The organism is Nocardioides palaemonis (assembly GCF_018275325.1).
In the GTDB taxonomy this organism is placed as follows: Bacteria; Actinomycetota; Actinomycetes; order Propionibacteriales; family Nocardioidaceae; genus Nocardioides; species Nocardioides palaemonis.
Map to the genome: position 1 here is coordinate 2,436,748 of NZ_JAGVQR010000001.1, position 16,130 is coordinate 2,452,877.

General features: G+C 74.2%; 19 protein-coding genes. 10 read left to right on the forward strand and 9 right to left on the reverse strand.

The features are described 5' to 3' along the window. Positions 1–15: 15 nt before the first annotated feature. A complete protein-coding gene (locus KDN32_RS11845; RefSeq protein ID WP_211732255.1) occupies positions 16–807 on the forward strand; it encodes a 3-hydroxybutyrate dehydrogenase in 792 nt (263 codons plus the stop codon). A 14-nt stretch (positions 808–821) separates the two neighbouring features. Here the strand turns inward: KDN32_RS11845 and KDN32_RS11850 are convergent, their stop codons facing one another. Further along, a complete protein-coding gene (locus tag KDN32_RS11850; protein WP_211732256.1) occupies positions 822–1,439 on the reverse strand; it encodes a hypothetical protein in 618 nt (205 codons plus the stop codon). Positions 1,440–1,489: 50 nt separating this feature from the next. Between KDN32_RS11850 and KDN32_RS11855 the strand changes: the two genes are divergently transcribed. Both KDN32_RS11855 and KDN32_RS11860 read left to right on the forward strand, forming a co-directional pair. Further along, positions 1,490–2,182 (forward strand): response regulator transcription factor, encoded by a 693-nt coding sequence (locus KDN32_RS11855; RefSeq protein ID WP_211732257.1) that lies wholly within the window; start codon positions 1,490–1,492, stop codon positions 2,180–2,182. Then, positions 2,182–3,453 carry a sensor histidine kinase gene (locus tag KDN32_RS11860; RefSeq protein ID WP_211732258.1) on the forward strand — a complete coding sequence of 424 codons (1,272 nt, stop codon included), beginning with the start codon at positions 2,182–2,184 and terminating at the stop codon, positions 3,451–3,453. Before KDN32_RS11855 ends, KDN32_RS11860 begins: the two co-directional genes overlap by 1 nt. Before the next feature lie 22 nt (positions 3,454–3,475). Here the strand turns inward: KDN32_RS11860 and KDN32_RS11865 are convergent, their stop codons facing one another. Beyond that, on the reverse strand, positions 3,476–3,976 hold the full coding sequence (locus KDN32_RS11865; RefSeq protein ID WP_211732259.1) for a hypothetical protein: 501 nt from the start codon (positions 3,974–3,976) through the stop codon (positions 3,476–3,478). Positions 3,977–4,106: 130 nt separating this feature from the next. Between KDN32_RS11865 and KDN32_RS11870 the strand changes: the two genes are divergently transcribed. From KDN32_RS11870 to KDN32_RS11895, 6 genes are all read left to right on the forward strand, one after another. Beyond that, positions 4,107–4,580, forward strand: coding sequence for a hypothetical protein (locus KDN32_RS11870; protein WP_211732260.1), 474 nt, complete (start codon positions 4,107–4,109; stop codon positions 4,578–4,580). A gap of 3 nt (positions 4,581–4,583) precedes the next feature. Beyond that, positions 4,584–5,528 (forward strand): FAD:protein FMN transferase, encoded by a 945-nt coding sequence (locus KDN32_RS11875; protein WP_211732261.1) that lies wholly within the window; start codon positions 4,584–4,586, stop codon positions 5,526–5,528. Then, positions 5,525–6,094, forward strand: coding sequence for a DUF8596 domain-containing protein (locus tag KDN32_RS11880; RefSeq protein WP_211732262.1), 570 nt, complete (start codon positions 5,525–5,527; stop codon positions 6,092–6,094). Before KDN32_RS11875 ends, KDN32_RS11880 begins: the two co-directional genes overlap by 4 nt. Continuing rightward, entirely contained in the window at positions 6,091–7,326 is a 1,236-nt protein-coding gene (locus tag KDN32_RS11885) for an NADH-ubiquinone oxidoreductase-F iron-sulfur binding region domain-containing protein (protein WP_211732263.1), read from the forward strand. The genes KDN32_RS11880 and KDN32_RS11885 overlap by 4 nt, the downstream gene beginning before the upstream one ends. Beyond that, positions 7,323–7,529, forward strand: a complete 207-nt coding sequence (locus KDN32_RS11890) for a ferredoxin (protein ID WP_211732264.1) — start codon at positions 7,323–7,325, stop codon at positions 7,527–7,529. Before KDN32_RS11885 ends, KDN32_RS11890 begins: the two co-directional genes overlap by 4 nt. 84 nt (positions 7,530–7,613) lie before the next feature. Next, positions 7,614–9,002, forward strand: a complete 1,389-nt coding sequence (locus tag KDN32_RS11895; protein ID WP_211732265.1) for an MBL fold metallo-hydrolase — start codon at positions 7,614–7,616, stop codon at positions 9,000–9,002. A 3-nt stretch (positions 9,003–9,005) separates the two neighbouring features. On the opposite strand, the gene KDN32_RS11900 is transcribed toward KDN32_RS11895, so the two are convergent. From KDN32_RS11900 to KDN32_RS11930, 7 genes are all read right to left on the reverse strand, one after another. Beyond that, a complete protein-coding gene (locus KDN32_RS11900; protein WP_211732519.1) occupies positions 9,006–9,383 on the reverse strand; it encodes a DUF2256 and DUF3253 domain-containing protein in 378 nt (125 codons plus the stop codon). Positions 9,384–9,634: 251 nt separating this feature from the next. Next, the gene (locus KDN32_RS11905; RefSeq protein ID WP_211732266.1) at positions 9,635–10,498 is read right to left on the reverse strand and encodes a universal stress protein; all 864 of its coding nucleotides are present in this window, start codon (positions 10,496–10,498) and stop codon (positions 9,635–9,637) included. A gap of 114 nt (positions 10,499–10,612) precedes the next feature. Beyond that, entirely contained in the window at positions 10,613–10,936 is a 324-nt protein-coding gene (locus tag KDN32_RS11910) for a putative quinol monooxygenase (RefSeq protein ID WP_211732267.1), read from the reverse strand. 36 nt (positions 10,937–10,972) lie between these two features. Beyond that, entirely contained in the window at positions 10,973–11,476 is a 504-nt protein-coding gene (locus KDN32_RS11915) for a DUF1097 domain-containing protein (protein WP_211732268.1), read from the reverse strand. Between the two features lie 13 nt (positions 11,477–11,489). Beyond that, entirely contained in the window at positions 11,490–12,530 is a 1,041-nt protein-coding gene (locus KDN32_RS11920) for an NAD(P)-dependent alcohol dehydrogenase (RefSeq protein ID WP_249216416.1), read from the reverse strand. Then, positions 12,527–13,321: an iron-sulfur cluster assembly protein gene (locus KDN32_RS11925; protein WP_211732269.1), complete on the reverse strand. Its 795-nt coding sequence runs from the start codon at positions 13,319–13,321 to the stop codon at positions 12,527–12,529. The genes KDN32_RS11920 and KDN32_RS11925 overlap by 4 nt, the downstream gene beginning before the upstream one ends. Before the next feature lie 22 nt (positions 13,322–13,343). After that, positions 13,344–14,387 (reverse strand): amidohydrolase family protein, encoded by a 1,044-nt coding sequence (locus KDN32_RS11930; RefSeq protein ID WP_211732270.1) that lies wholly within the window; start codon positions 14,385–14,387, stop codon positions 13,344–13,346. Positions 14,388–14,590: 203 nt separating this feature from the next. Between KDN32_RS11930 and KDN32_RS23335 the strand changes: the two genes are divergently transcribed. Beyond that, positions 14,591–16,123, forward strand: a complete 1,533-nt coding sequence (locus KDN32_RS23335; RefSeq protein WP_211732271.1) for an AAA-type ATPase lid domain-containing protein — start codon at positions 14,591–14,593, stop codon at positions 16,121–16,123. Positions 16,124–16,130: the final 7 nt, after the last annotated feature.

The window sequence follows — 16,130 nt, forward strand, 5'->3', positions numbered from 1 at the left end:
CCCGAGGAGACACCCATGAGCACCACACCGATCCCCACCCCTGCCGACCACGACCACGTCCGGCTCGACCTGGCCGGGCGCACGGCCCTCGTGACCGGCGCCGGCAGCGGCATCGGCCGCGCCACCGCGCTGCGGCTGGCCCGCGCCGGCGCCCACGTCCGCGCCCTCGACATCAGCGCCGACGCCGTCGAGGAGGTCGCCCGGACGACCGGGGGCACCGCAGAGGTCGTCGACCTGTCCGACCTCGACGCCGTCTCCGCCCTCGACCTGCGCGCCGACGTCGTCGTCAACTGCGCCGGCATCCAGCACGTCGCGCCGGTCCACGAGTTCCCCGTCGACCGGTTCTCGCTCATCCTGCGGATCATGCTCGAGGCACCGTTCCGCATCATCCGCGGCGCACTGCCCCACATGTACGCCCAGGGCTGGGGCCGCGTCGTCAACGTCTCGTCGGTCCACGGCCTGCGCGCCTCGGAGTTCAAGGCGGCCTACGTCGCGGCCAAGCACGGCCTCGAGGGCCTGTCGAAGGTCGTCGCGCTCGAGGGCGCCGGGCACGGCGTGACCTCCACCTGCGTGAACCCCGGCTACGTCCGCACGCCGCTGGTCGACCAGCAGATCGCCGACCAGGCCCGCGAGCACGGCATCTCCGAGTCCGAGGTGGTCGACGACGTGCTGCTCGCCTCCGCGGCGCTCAAGCGGATGGTCGAGCCCGAGGAGATCGCGGACGCGGTCGCCTTCCTCTGCAGCCCCACCGCCGCCACCATGACCGGCACCTCCCTGGTCCTCGACGGCGGCTGGAGCGCCCACTGACCCTCTGACGGACGTCAGTCGTCCTCCGACGACCCCGACGAGTGGGCGCTGAACGTCGGGACGCCGTCGACGCACCGGGCGACCAGCTCGACGTCGGTGCCGGCACGGTCCTCGCGCCCCTCGAACTCGACCACCAGCGCGGCGTCCTCGGGCTTCACCTCGGCGTGGAAGCCGGTCGCCGGCTGGGCCGAGACCAGCCGGACCCGCCCGCCGTCGCAGGCGACCACGACGGTCCCGGCCGCGCCCTGCCACGTCCGTCGCGCGGCGGGAGGGGGCGACGTGGGCGGGTCGGGTGAGGACGACGGTGACGACGGCGTCGAGGACCCGGTCGGCGTCGACGACGGCGAGGGCGTGGCCGACGCCGTGGGCGAGGCGGGCGACGTGGGAGCCGGCGTCGTCGGCGAGGCCGGGGCGGGGCTCGACGTGCGCGAGGGCGAGCGTGACGGTCGCTTCGTCCCGCCGGCCGCGTCCGCCCCGGGGCGACCTCGGTCGGGGGCGGTGCTGACCACCGTCCGGCCCGACGCCTCGAGGTCGTCGCCGGCGCGCGAGATCACGACCCAGACCAGGGTGGACACACCCGCCACGACGGCCAGCCACACGGCGACCGCGACGAGGACGCGCTGACGGGTCATGACGCCATCCTTCCAGCCCGCGTGCAGGTCCCGGGGACTACGGTTCGCCCATGACCAGCATCCTCGTGGTGGAGGACGACGACGCGATCCGCTCCGCGGTGGTCCGCGGGCTGCGCGAACGCGGTCACGCGGTGGCGGCGGTCGGCACCGGCCTGGCCGGGCTGGAGCACGTCCTGTCCGAACGACCGCAGGTCGTCCTGCTGGACCTCGGGCTCCCGGACGTGGACGGACTGACCCTGCTGGCGATGATCCGGGCCGCCAGCGACGTGCCGCTGATCGTGATCACCGCTCAGGACGACGACCCGACGATGGTGCGCGCCCTCGACAGCGGCGCCGACGACTACGTCGTCAAGCCGTTCGGCACCGACCAGGTCGCCGCACGGATCCGCGCCGTGCTGCGCCGGGGTGGCCGCGACCTGGTCCCCTCGGTGGTCCGGGTCGGTGGACTGGTCGTCGACGAGGGCACGCGCACCGTGACCCTCGACGGCCAGCCGGTCGAGCTCTCCCGCAAGGAGTTCGACGTGCTGGCGCTGCTGGCCTCGCGCCGCGGGCAGGTGGTGACCAAGCGCGAGCTGCTCACCGAGGTGTGGCAGCAGGCCTACGGCGGGTCGGACCGCACGGTCGACGTGCACCTGTCGTGGCTGCGGCGCAAGCTCGGCGAGTCCGCCGCCGAGCCGCGACACCTGCTCAGCGTCCGCGGTGTCGGCGTACGCCTGGTGGACCCTGACGCGCAGGACGAGTGATGCGGCGGCGGATCTCATTGCTCGTCGTCGCGACGACCTCGGCGGTCGTCGTGTCCTTCGTCATCCCGCTGTGCCTGCTGGTGCGCACCCTCGCCGAGGACCGGGCGATGGCCGGCGCCGACCAGGAGGCGCGCAACGTCGCGATCCTGGTGGCCGGGCTCGCCGGCGACGACGCCCAGCTCGCCGAGCTCGTCGCCGGCATCGACGGCCGCGGCGAGCCCGACACCGGCGTGCTGACCGCCGACGGTCGCCAGCTCGGGTCGGGCGACGACCTGGCCGAGGACCCGGAGGTGCGTCGCGCGCTGCAGGGCGAGGCCTTCACCGTCGTCGACGACCGGGGCGGGCGCGTGCTGCTGCCGGTGATCACCGAGGGCGGCACCGCGGTCGTCCGCTCGCAGGTCGGGCCGGACGACCTGCGCCACGGCGTGGCGGGCGCGTGGACGGGGATCATCACGATGGGAGCCCTGCTGCTCGCCGCGTCGGTGGCGATCGCCTGGCAGCTGGGGCGCACGGTCAGCGCACCGCTGCGCAGCGTCGCGGCCACGGCCCACCGGCTGCGCGAGGGCGACCTCGACGCCCGTGCCGCCGTCCTCGGCCCGGCCGAGACCCGGGAGCTGGCGCAGGCCCTCAACGACCTCGCGGACCGGATCGCCGAGCTGCTCGCCACCGAGCGGGCCGCGGTGGGCGACCTGTCCCACCGGCTGCGGACGCCCGTGACTGCCCTGCGCCTCGACTCCGAGGCGGTGGCCGACGCGGACCTCGCCCAGCGGCTGCAGACCCACATCGGCGTCCTCCAGCGCTCGATCGACGCGATCGTGCAGGAGGCACGACGCCCGGTCCGGGCCGACCTCTCCTCGCGCACCCCGGTCGTCGCGACGGTCCGCGGGCGCGTGGAGTTCTGGCGACCGCTGGCCGAGGACCAGGGCCGTGCCATGCGCGTCGAGCTGCCCGGCGAGGACGCTCCGGTCGCCCTGCCCGCGCAGGACCTCGCCGACCTCGTCGACGTGCTCGTCGACAACGTCTTCGCGCACACCCCGGAGGGCACCGCGCTGGGGGTCGCGCTGGCGGTGTCCGCGGAGGAGGTCGTCCTCACCGTCTCCGACGCCGGGCCCGGACTGACGCGCGGCGACGCGCGACGCGAGGGCACCACCGGCCTCGGGCTGGAGATCGCCCGCCGCACCGCCCTCGGCTGCGGTGGGCGCCTGGAGGTCCGCGACGGGCGCGACGGCGGCGTCGTCGCCGAGGTGCGCCTCCCGGTCGCCTCCCCCTGACGTCACCTCAGTCGTCCTCGTCCTAGTCCTCGGCGTGCTCGTCCTCGGCGTGCTCGTCCTCGTGGTCGTCGCCGTGGTCGTCGGCGTGCTCGTCCTCGCCGTGGTCGTCGCCGTGGTCGTCGGCGTGCTCGTCGGCGTGCTCGTCGGCGTGGTCGTCACCCTGGTCGTCACCCAGGTCGTCGCTGCCCTCCGTGCCTGCGCCGTGGTCGTCGGCACCGTCGTCAGAGCCGCGGACCGCCCCGGCCGGGGAGGCGGGCGCGGGCTGCGGCGTGGACGGCAGCACGACGGTGCGCACCACGTCGGTGACGCACGTGCCGCGCTCGAGGACGCTGCCGGCCGGGCAGGGCGCCCAGCGCACCCGCTGGCGGGGCTGGGCGTCGGTGGTGGCGGGTGCTCCCGGGGTCTCCTGGGCGGCCGGTCGGGTGACGACGTCGACGCCGGCCTGCGAGCGGTAGGCCGCGACGGAACCAGCGGTCCCGGCGGCGAGGAGGGCCGACACGACGCCGGCGGTGAGGATCTTCATGGCGACAGCGTGCGGCGACGGACGTCATCGGCGCCTCGCGTGGACCTCAAGTCGAGGTCAAGCCCGCGCATGACGTGGACTTAACAGCGTGATGAGGCCGCCTTGCGCGCCCACGCCCCACGCTGGCGCCATGACCTACACAGCCTCCACGCGGGACCGCTACCGCCTCGCGGTGTGGACCACCACCGCGGCCGTGGCGGCCGGTGCCGTCACCGCCACGGGATGGGTCGCCGGCGCCGCAGCCCAGCAGCAGGACCGTGCCGACGCCGCCGAGCAGGCGCGCCAGGAGGCGCAGGCCCGCAAGGAGTACGACGCGTGGCTCGCCGCGTACGGCGACCAGGCCGCGGAGCGCCCGGTGCGCACCGTGGTCCGGCACCGGCCCACCCGCACGCGGGTCACCACCCGTTACGTCACCGCGGGTGCCACCACGTCAGTCGGCGCGGGCGGCACCGTCAGCACACCGGCACCCTCCGCGCAGACCGCTCCCGCCCCGGCCGCCGGCACGAGCGGGACGAGCGGCTCCGGCGGGAGCGGCGGCGCCTCGACGCCGGCACCTCCGCCTCCGCCCCCGCCGCCCCCGCCGGCGCCGAGCAGCGGGTCCTGAGCCGTGACCGGGCACGCCAGCGCTGCCGCCGACCGCACGTCCGGGTGCTGGGCGAGCTTCGCCGCGCTGGGCACCTCCACCTTCGTCGCCGTGCGGGAGGCGCACGAGCTCGACCTCGCCGTCACCCTCGCCCGCGAGGTGCTGACCGACGTCGACGAGGTCTGCAGCCGCTTCCGCGACGACTCCGACCTGTCCCGCGTCAACGCCCACCCCGGCCGGTGGGTCGAGGTGGACCCGCTGCTCGTGGCAGCCGTGCGGGTCGCGGTCGACGCGGCCCGCGACACCGGCGGCCTGGTGCACCCGCTCCTCGGGCGCCAGCTGGTGCAGCTCGGCTACGACCGCGACTTCGACCTCCTGGTCGACCTCGGCCAGGACGCCGAGGAGGCCGATCCGCCCACGCTGGGCTCCTGGCACCTGATCGACCTGGACCCGGCCGGCGCGGTGCGGATCCCGGGCGGGACCAGCCTGGACCTCGGGGCCACCGGGAAGGCGTGGGCCGCCGACCTGGTCGCGGCGGCCTACGAGGAGCGACTCTCAGCGGGCGCGGTCGTGAGCGTCGGGGGCGACGTACGGATCGCCCGGCCGGACGGCACGCCGTGGCCGGTGTCGGTCACCGAGCGTCCCGGGGACGCGGACGCGACCCTCGTCGCGCTGGACCACGGCGGCCTGGCCACCTCCAGCACGCAGGTCCGGCGCTGGAGCCGGTCGGGGGTCCGCCACCACCACCTGCTCGACCCGCGCACCGGTCAGCCGGCACGCGAGGTCTGGCGCACCGTCACCGCGACCGGTCCCACCTGCGCGGCCGCGAATGCCGCCTCCACCGCGGCCGTCGTGCTCGGGGAGGACGCCCCGGACTGGCTGGAGGACCGCGGCGTGACTGCACGCCTCGTCGCGACCGGCGGCGAGGTCCGGACGACCGGCGCCTGGCCGGGGAGGAGCGCACGATGACCGAGGGTCCGCTGTTCTGGTACCTCAACCGCGCCACGGGCCTGGTGCTGCTCGTGCTGATGACGCTGAGCGTGGTGCTCGGCGTGCTGGCGACGAGCGGCCGGGCCGGCCGGGGGGTGCCGCGCTTCGTGAGCCAGTCGCTCCACCGCAACCTGTCGCTCCTGTCGGTCCTCGCCCTCCTCGCCCACGTCACCACCGCGGTCGTCGACGAGTACGTCGACATCCGCTGGTGGCAGGCGCTCGTCCCGGTCGGCGCGACCTACCGCCCGCTGTGGCTCGGCCTGGGCACGGTGTCGCTCGACCTGCTCGCCGTCGTGGTGCTGACCAGCGTGCTCCGCACCCGCCTGTCCCACCGGTCGTGGCGGCTGGTCCACCTGTCGTCGTGGCTGGCGTTCGCGGCAGCCGTCGCCCACTCGGTGGGCATCGGCACCGACCTCTCCTCCCCCGACGCGCTCGGCGTGGTGCCCGCACTCGTCTGCGTGACGGCCGTCCTCGTGGCCCTGGCCGCCCGCCTCGGCACCGTCGCCCGCGACAGCAGCTCCCCCGCCACCGGACGGTCGGCATGAGCGCGCCCTCCCCCGTCCCGGTCCCGGACCGCGTGGTGGTCCACCCCGGCCCGGCGCTGCTCGCCGGCCTCGAGTCGGGTCCGTGGCTGCCCGCCCACCGCGCCCGCTTCGGTCCGCTCCCCGACGTCTCGCTGGACGACCTGCTGGACCGGGTCGCACGGGTCGGGGTCGCGGGACGGGGCGGCGCCGCCTTCCCCTTCGCCACCAAGCTGGCCACCGCCGCGCGAGGGCGCCGGCCGGTGGTGGTCGTCAACCTCGCCGAGGGCGAGCCCGCCAGCGCGAAGGACACCGCGCTCGCGCTGACCCGCCCGCACCTGGTGCTCGACGGCGCCGTCGCGACGGCACGGGCGCTGCGCGCCCGCGAGGTGCACGTGGTGCTGCCGGGCGAGCGGCCCCGTACGTCGGTGGCCGTGCTCCGAGCGCTCGACGAGCGCCGCGACCCGGTGCGGGTGCGCGTCCACACGGCGTCCCCGACGTTCGTCGCCGGGCAGGCCCGTGCCGTGCTCGAGCTGATGGCGGGGCGCCCCGACCTGCCCGTGACCGCCTGGCAGCCGGAGGCAGTCGCCGGCCACGCGGGTCGACCCACGCTGCTGTCCAACGCCGAGACGTGGGCCCACGTCGCCCACCTGCTCCTCGCGGGTGACCCGCTGCGAGCCGGGCTCGGCACGACGGCGGAGCCCGGCACCACGCTGCTGACGATCAGCCGCGAGGGCGCCCTGCCCGAGGTGCGCGAGGTCGCGCACGGCACCCCCTGGCGCGACGTCCTGGCCGACGTCCCCGACCGACCGGCCGCCGCGCTGGTGGGTGGGTTCCACGGCACGTGGGCGTCGTGGGACCACCTGGAGCGGATGCGCGTGTCGCGGGCCGCGATGCGCGCGGAGGGCATGCCGCTCGGCGCGGGGATCGTGCACGTCCCCGCACCCACGACGTGCCCGCTGGCCCTCACGGCCGACGTGCTCGCCTACCTCGCCGACCAGTCCGCGCGCCGCTGCGGCCCGTGCCTCAACGGCCTGCCGGCCCTTGCCGCCGAGGTCCGCGGCCTGGTCGCCGGCCGCGACGGCACCCGTCGGGTCGAGCGGCTCGCCGCCCTGGTGGACGGCCGGGGCGCGTGTGCCCACCCCGACGGGACGGTCCGGCTGGTCCGCTCCGCGCTCGCCGTGCTGGGCGACGAGGTGGAGGCGCACCGCAGCGGGCAGTGCGCGACCCGCAGCCTGCGGGAGGTGACGTGGTGAGCCACGCACTGCGCGTCGACTGGCCCAGCTGCCACGCCCGGGGCCTGTGCCACGAGCTGCTGCCCGAGGTGGTCGACCTCGACGAGTGGGGCTACCCGTTGGTGACCGGCGAGGTCACCGAGGCCCTGCTGGCCGACGCCCGCGCCGCGGTCCGCGCCTGCCCGCGCCTCGCGCTCCGCCTGGTGGAGGCACCTCCCCGCTGACCGTGCGGAATATACCCCTGGGGGTATATGGTTGGAGTGTCGACAGGCCCGCACCCGGTGGGCCGGCCCCGAGGAGGAGCCCCCATGTACTTCGCCCAGCACTACCTCGACTGCCTGTCGCAGGCGTCGTACCTCATCGGCGACACGACCAGTGGTCGCGCCGTCCTGGTGGACCCGCGCCGTGACATCGACGACTACCTGCGTGACGCCGAGGAGCAGGGCCTGCGGATCGTGGGCGTCATCAACACCCACTTCCACGCCGACTTCCTGGCCGGACACCTCGAGGTGGCCGCCGCGACCGGCGCGTGGATCGGCTACGGCACCGCGGCGCAGGCCGACTACGAGGTCCGCCACCTCGCCGACGGCGAGCGCATCGCGCTCGGCGACGAGGAGGGCGTGACCCTCGAGGTGATGCACACCCCCGGCCACACCCCCGAGTCGATCAGCGTGCTCGTCCGCGAGCACGGCACCGACGAGGTCCCCTACGGCGTGCTGACCGGCGACGCGCTGTTCATCGGCGACGTCGGCCGACCCGACCTGCTCGCCTCCATCGGCTTCAGTGCCGAGGAGCTCGGCACGATGCTGCACGACACGATCCAGCACCGGCTGATGGGCCTGCCCGACGAGGTGCGGGTCTTCCCCGGCCACGGCGCCGGGTCGGCGTGCGGCAAGAACCTCTCCACCGAGAAGCAGTCCACGATCGGCGACGAGCGCCGCACCAACTACGCCTGCCAGCCGATGGACCGCGACGCCTTCGTCGCGATGGTGACCGAGGGGCAGCCGTCCGCCCCGGAGTACTTCCTCCACGACGCCGTGCTCAACCGCAAGCACCACGACACGTTCTCCTCGGCCCCGCTCGCGGCGCTGTCGTGGGCTGGTGCCCGGGACGCCGCCGGCGACGGCGCGATCCTGCTCGACACCCGCGACGCCGAGGAGTTCAACGCCGGCCACGTCCGCGGGTCGGTCAGCGTGCCGCTCGACGGCCGGTTCGCCGAGACCGCGGGCATGCTGCTGAGCCCCGACGACGCCGTTGTGCTCGTCGGCGACGACCCGCAGTGCCGCGAGGCCCACACCCGGCTCGGCCGCATCGGCTTCGACGGCGTCGTCGGCGCGCTCCACGACGTCGAGCAGGTCCTGGTCGACGACGACGCCCACGTCGGGCACGGCAGCCGGCTCACCGCACCCGCCCTCGCACGGCTCCTCGACGCCGACGCCCCGGTCACGGTGGTCGACGTGCGCAACGTCGGCGAGCTCGACGCCGGCGCGATCCCCGGCTCGGTCCACGTCCCGCTCGCCGAGCTCCGGCGCCGGGTCGACGAGGTCCCCCGCGACCGCCCGCTCGTGGTGACCTGCGCGGGCGGCTGGCGCTCGAGCGTGGCGGCGAGCTACCTGCGCAGCCAGGGCTTCACCGACGTGTCCGACCTGCTGGGCGGCTTCACCGCCTGGCAGCTGCTGGCCACGACGGACGCCTGAGGCTCACCTGGCGCGGCGGATCCGGATCGCGCCCTTCGCCGTGGACGGGTCGACGACGCGGCCGCCCTGGGTGATCTCCACCTCGCCCCGGGCGACCAGTCGTCGGGCCGCCCGGCGGGCCGGCTCCATGAGCTCGCGCCAGGTCTCCTCGTCGTCGCCACCCACCGCGCGGGCCGCGTCCGACGGGCAGATGGTCGACGTACGCGCCCGCTGCGCCAGCAGGTCCGTGATCGCCGCCTCGAGCCGCCTGTCGACCTCGGTGACGCCGCGCTTGCGGCACGCGGTCGAGCAGTAGCGGACCTGGTCCCAGTCGCGCTCCCACTTCTTGCGCCACTCGATGGTGCGCCCGCACGACTGGCAGGTCTTCGGCTCGGGAGGCATGCCCCCAGTCTGCTCCCCGGCTGGTGGAGGAGGTCGCCGTCCACGCTCACCGTGATCGTGGAGCCGTCGCGCCACCTGGTGGCTCGAGAGCACCACGATCTGGGCGTCCTGGCTCGCCCTTGAACCCGTCGGTCGCCCGGCGTACGGGTGCCGCGCCCAGCGGGGGTAGTCCAGTGGCGAACTGTCGTCGAGACCGACGTACGTCAGCAGTTCGTCACTGGACTACCCCGGGGGGCGCCCGAGCCTCGGGGTCAGCGGACGACGACGACCGGGCACGCGGCCCGGTGCAGCACCGCCTGGCTCACCGAGCCCAGCAGCAGGCCGCTGAAGAACCCGAGCCCGCGGGCCCCCACCACGACGAGCGAGGCGCCGGCGGAGGCGTCGACGAGCGCGCGGGCCGGTGCGACCGGGACCGCCTCCTGCTCGAAGGCGACGTCGGGGTGCTCGGCGCGGACGCCGGCGACGCACTCGGCGAGCAGGAGCTCGCGCTCCTGGGTCTCCACGCTTCGCGGCTCGGCGTTCCACACGTCGGTCGACGGGACCCGGACGTGCCAGCCGTGCAGGGCCACGACCGTCTCGCCGGTCGCCTCCGCCCGCTCGAAGGCGAGCTCGAGCGCCTCGGTGCTGGGGCGCGAGCCGTCGATGCCGACCACGATCCTGCGCGCGTCGGGGTCGCGCTGCTCGCGTACGACGACGACCGGGCAGCGGGCGTGCCGGGCGAGGTGCTGGCTGACCGAGCCGATGAGGACCTCGGCCGCCGCACCGTGACCGTGGCTGCCCACGACGACCATCGAGGACGACTCGGCGGCCCGCAGCAGCTCGTCGACGACGTGGCCGGTGCGGTGCTGGACGGTCGCGTCGAGCACGCCGGCCTCAGCGAGCTCCTTGCGCACCTGGTCGACCAGGTGGCCGTACTCGTCCACCGGCACCTGCAGGCTCCCGGTCATGGGTGCCCAGCCCGGCGCGCCGCCCCACGGCGGCGGCAGCACCTCGTCGACCATCAGGACCCGGACCGGGACGTGGGCGCGGAGGGACTCTGCCGCGGCCCAGCGCAGCGCGCGCTCGGCGTCCGCGGAGCCGTCGTGGGCCACCAGGAGCGGGAGTGTCGTCGTCATGCCTCCACGCTCCCGCCGCGGAGACCTCGGGGGTCAGGGGCGAAGGTCATCGGGGCCGGGCCACAGGTCCCGGGCCCGGGGTGCGGACCTGGGTCTGTGGCCCGGACCGCCACGTCAGCGGACGGCGAGCTCCCCGAGCTCGGACCACTCGGTGCCCTCGACCGTCGTGTTGACGATCCGCGGCGTCCGCGCGAGGTACGCCGGGAGCTCGCGCGTGGCGGTGTGGAAGTGGTCGGTCCCGACGTGGTGGGCGCCTGCGGCATCGTCGCGGAACGCCTCGACCAGCACATACTCGTGCGGGTCGTCGAGGCTGCGCGACCACTCGAACCACAGGCAGCCCTCCTCGGCCCTGGTCGCCTCGGTGAAGGCTCGCGAGATCTCGGGCCAGTCGTCGGCGTGCTCGGGCCGCACGGGGAACTTCGCAGTGATGAAGATCAACGGACTCTCCTGGTGGATGGGGGTGGGTGGACGGGATCAGACCGCCGGACGGGCTCCGGGCACCGAGCCGGTCGTGGCGGGGCGGTCCACCTGCGCCTGAATGGCCGCACCGACCCGCTCCGAGACCAGGCCGAGCACCGCGCCGGCGACGATCGCGAGCAGCGCGCCGCCGAGGTCGAACCCGGTGCCGAAGTAGATCGCGGTGCCGGCGAACCCGCCCGGGATGAAGGAGAGCAGCGGCACCGCCGCCTCGATGCAGAGCACGAACCCGACCACGGTGACCATCACGGCCAGCGCGAGGGTCGAGCTGCTCACGTGGTCGAGGCCCTGGCCGATGACCCAGCCCCACAGCACGCCGGCGACGTTGGCCGCCAGGCCTTTGGCGAAGCCAGTCGTGCCGCCGCCGGCGGCGAAGAAGCAGGCCCACGCGATGAACGCGACCCACGTGATGAGGGTGAGCTCGACCGAGGCGTAGGTCCAGGCACCGGCCAGGACGCCTACGGAGATGCCGATGCCCAGCAGGGCCTTGATACCGCTCATGGTGTGCTCCTTGTCAGGGGGTGAGGATGGCGCGGCCGCGGACCCGGCCGGCGTCGAGGTCCGAGATGGCGGACTGGAAGTCGTCCAGGGCGTACTTCTGGGTGTGGAGCGTGACCAGGCCGCGGGCGGCGAGGGCCATCAGGTCGCACAGGTCGTTGTAGGAGCCGACCAGGTTGCCGATGACGTTCTTCTCCGCCGAGATGAGGTCGATCGTCGGGACGTCGACGTTCTCGCCGTAGCCCACGACGTGGTAGTCGCCGGCCTGGCGGGTCATCGCAATGCCCTCCGCGGTCGACCCGCCCTCGCCGACGAAGTCGAGCACCACCTCGGCTCCGAGCCCGTGGGTGATGTCGAGGACCTCCTCGACCTGACTGCCCTCGGCGACGACGCCGTGATCAGCGCCGAGATCGAGCGCGAGCTTGAGCGCCTCCGGATTCCGGTCGACAACCAGGAGCGCCGCCGGCGAGAGCGCCTTCATCACCTGGATCCCGATGTGCCCGAGCCCGCCCGCGCCGATGACGACGCAGGTGTCGCGCGGCGTCAGCCGCTTCGCGGCCTTCGCGGCAGCGTGGTACGCCGTGAGCCCGGCGTCGGCGAGCGCGGCGACGTCGGCCGGCTCGAGCGAGTCGTCGATGGGCACCACGCTCCGGGCCGAGGTCCGCAGGTATTCGGCGTACCCGCCGTGGGTGTTGATCCCCGGGAACTGGTTGCTCTCGCAGTGCACGTCGTCCCCGGTGCGACAGGCGCGGCAGAGACCGCAGGTGATGAGGGGATGGACGATCACCTTGTCGCCCTCCCGGACGTTGGTGACCGCGGACCCGACGGCGTGCACCCACCCGGCGTTCTCGTGCCCGATCGTGTACGGCAGCGTCACGCCGGACTTCTCCTCCCACTGCCCCTCCAGGATGTGGAGGTCGGTGCGGCACACGCCGGCGCCGCCGATCCGGACGATCACGTCGAACGGGCCGGTGGCCTCCGGGACGTCGACCTCGCGCATCTCGAGGTCCTGGTGGTAGCCGACCACCTGGACGGCGCGCATCTTCTCGGTGCTCATCGGTGGAGGTCCTTCCGCAGTGATGTGAGGGGGATGAAGGTCGGGTCGTAGGACTCGTCGGCCGGCTCGGCGCCGTCGGCGCGGTGCACCTGGTCGTCCTCCGACCCCGGGTAGCGGGTGCGGAGCAGGCCGCGGCAGAAGTGGGCGTTGCCGTCGATCGAGATCCGCGTCGACCGGGCCCGGCGCAGCGCCATCGGCACGTCGTCGGGCTGGCGGCCGAGGTGGTCGACCAGCACCGGTGCGTCGGGGCGGACCGGGAGGCCCAGGTCCCGGCGGCGCCGGACCAGCGCGTCGAGGCGGTCGCCCGGCTCGAGGTCGCCGAGGACCACGTCGCCGACCGACTCGAGGTCTCGGTCAGGTTCGCGGCGCAGCAGCGCGGTGACACATCGCTCGGCGGCCGCGGTGTGCGCCTTGCGCCGGAACGTCGCGCGCAGGTCCTCGAGGTCCCGATCGGCCTCGCTGCCGAAGGTGCCGCGGTAGCCGGCATCGGCCGCCAGCCCCGCGTTGATCTTGTCGGAGTCGTGGTGGTCGTCCAGGGCGACGACCACCTTCCGCGTCCACGGCACTGCGACGAGGGCGTCCTTGGCGTCGGAGGCCATCAGGTAGGCGAAGTTCGGCGAGCAGAACGACGTCGGCAGGCGCAGGTGGACCTCGAGGTCGTCCTGCTCCCCCAGCGCCACCGAGCGCACGAAGCCGAGGTCGGTGATCGGCTCGTCGAGCTCGGGGTCGAGGACGGTCGAGAGCGCGGCGCGGACGTCAGCCAGCCGGTCGTGGCGCGTCCGGGGAACCACGTCGACGGGAAGGGCGGACACCTCACACCGCCGCGAGGTCGGCGGCCTCGGGCTGGCGGGGGCCCGTGGCGGTCTCGTCCGCCTCGGGGAGCCGCAGCTCGGTGGGCACCTCCACGTCGTACATCGCGGCCGCGTTGAGCCCGAGGATCTTCTTCTTCTGCGCGGTGCTGATCGGGGCGTACTCGCTCATGTCCTCGGGGATCTGGAAGTCCACGAACGACTCGACCAGCCAGCGCGGCGTCCACAGGGCGTAGTCGGAGGAGAACTGGATCCGGTCCTCGCCGATCCAGTAGAGGAGCTCCCCGACGATCTGCGCGAAGTAGCGCGGCCGGGTGTGGATGAACGGCATCGCCACCGCGAGGCCGGCGTGGACGTTGGGCTCCTGGGTGGCGATCCAGCAGAAGTCCTCGAGCCGCGGGAGGCCGCAGTGCTCGACCACGAAGTTGAGGTCGGTGAAGTCCGTCGCCACGTGGTCGACGTCCGCCACGTCGAACGCGTCGCGGTCCAGGGGCCGGATGGTCGGGCCCTTGTGGATGTGGATGTTCGTGATGCCGAGCTCGCGGCACAGCTCGAGGTAGCGGTAGGACCACGGGTCGTCGAGGCGCCAGCCGCGGGAGTCACCGTGCCACTCGGCGGTGTAGAGCTTGACTCCCTTGAGCCCGAAGCGCTCCGCGTCGGCGCGCAGCTGGTCGAGGCCGGCCTCGCCGTTGCGGGGATCCCAGTTGTGGTTGTAGGTGAGCTTGTCCGGATGCGCCGCCGCGAGGGCCGACGCCTCGTCGGTCTGACCGAAGCCGGAGTGGTAGAACTCGCCGAGGTGGGCCGGCTGGAACACCGCGTGGTCGACGTAGCCGTCCTCGAACAGGTCCTTCATCAGCCGGTCGCCGCCCTGGTAGAGGTAGTCCTCCTTGGTCCACACCTCCGACTCCGGCGACAGGTTGCGGTGGTAGTCGTAGAAGCAGTCGATGAACTGCTGTCCGTGGATGTTCTTGATGTTCTCGGGGCGGGCGTCCCACAGGGCGATGTGGGCGTCGACGATGAAGTAGCTCTCGCCGTCCTTGGTGTACATGGGTCCTCCGTGTCGGGTGCGGGACCGGGAGTGACGCCGGTCACGTGCTGATGGACGCGACGCTAGGCGCGGCTCGGGGCGGCCCGGACGGTCGCGCCGTCTCAATCTGAGACCCGGACCTGTCTCAATCTGAGACGCCGGCCGGGTGCTGGGAGCGGGCTCGCGGATGTAACGTCGGTCACACGACGAAGGGGGTGGTTCCCGTGGCCGAGGGAGCCCTGCCGGAGCGTGCGCGACGGCACCAGGAGCTGCGCCGGTCGCTGTCCACCGCCGCCGTCGAGGTGCCCCACCGTCGGGTGTCCGATCGGCTCGTGGCGTCGTGGCAGCGCAGCGAGGACTACGGCGTCTCGCTGGAGGGCGTGCAACCCCTCTTCAGTGGCACGGTCGACCAGGAGTCGCTGTTCTTCGAGTGCGGCCGGCAGGTGCTGGCGGACCTGCACGCCACGCTCGCCGGTGAGCCGGTGTCGTTGATGCTGACCGACGCCGACGGCCTCGTGCTGAACCGGATGAGCGGCGACGCCGGGCTGCTGCGCGCGCTCGACGCCGTCCACCTCGCGCCCGGCTTCGCCTATGCCGAGCGCACGGTGGGAACAAACGGGCTCGGACTGGCGATCGCCGACCGGGTGCCGACGGTCGTGCGGGCGGAGGAGCACTACGCGCTGAGCCTGTGCGGCTACACCTGTGCGGCCGTGCCGGTGCTCGACCCGCTCTCCGGGCGCCTCGAGGGAGCGGTCAACCTCACCACCTGGTCCGACCAGTCGAGCGACCTGCTGCTCGCGCTCGCACAGTCAGCGGCCAGCACCACGTCCGCCCTGATGCTCGCTCGCTCCAGCGGGCACCGCCCCCGGCCACCGCAGCGAGGCGAGGTCTTCCGCGTCGAGACTCCGCGTCTCGCGCCCGGGTCCGGCAGCCTCGACGGACTCGGCGGCGCGTGGGCGGACGCGCTCGGCGAGGCCGAGGCCGCGCTCCGCGACGGACGGGTGGTGGCCGCGGTCGGCGAGGTGGGCACGGGCCGCACCACCCTGCTCGGTCTGGCGCTGCGCCACACGTTTCCGCGTGAACGCATCCTCGCCGCCGCTCCCCCGGCCCCCCAGGACAGCGAGGCGTGGCTTGCGCTGTGGGCACCCGAGCTGGGCAAGCCCGACACCGGCATCCTGCTGCGCGACGTCGAGCTGCTGCCGACGTGGGTCGCCGAGCACGTGCGCGACCTGGTGCAGCAGGCCAGGGTGCGCGCGGCCTCGGGCCACGGCCCCGCCCCGGACGGGGTGCCGTTCTGCGTCACCACCGAGCGCTTCGACATCCTGCCGCCGGCGATCGCCGGCCTGGTCGGGACCGTGGTGACCGTGCCCCCGCTGCGCGAGCGCCCCGACGACGTGCTGCCGCTGGCCCGGCACGTCGCAGCACGCGCGCGCGGGCGCGACGTCGACTTCACCCCTGCCGCAGAGACTGCGCTGCGCGCGTGCGGGTGGCCGGGCAACGTGCGTCAGCTGACCGAGGAGGTCACCCGCGCCGCGACCCGCAGCGACACCGTGGACGTCCGCCACCTCTCCGCCGACGTGCTGTCCGGGTCGACGCGCCGGCTGACCAGGATCGAGGCATTCGAGCGGGACGAGATCGTGCGGGTCCTGACGCGGCCGGGCGTATCGATGCAGCAGGCCGCCACCGAGCTCGGCATGAGCCGCGCCACGGTCTACCGCAAGCTCGCGCAGTACGACGTCCACGTGCCGCGCTCCTGATGGCCGC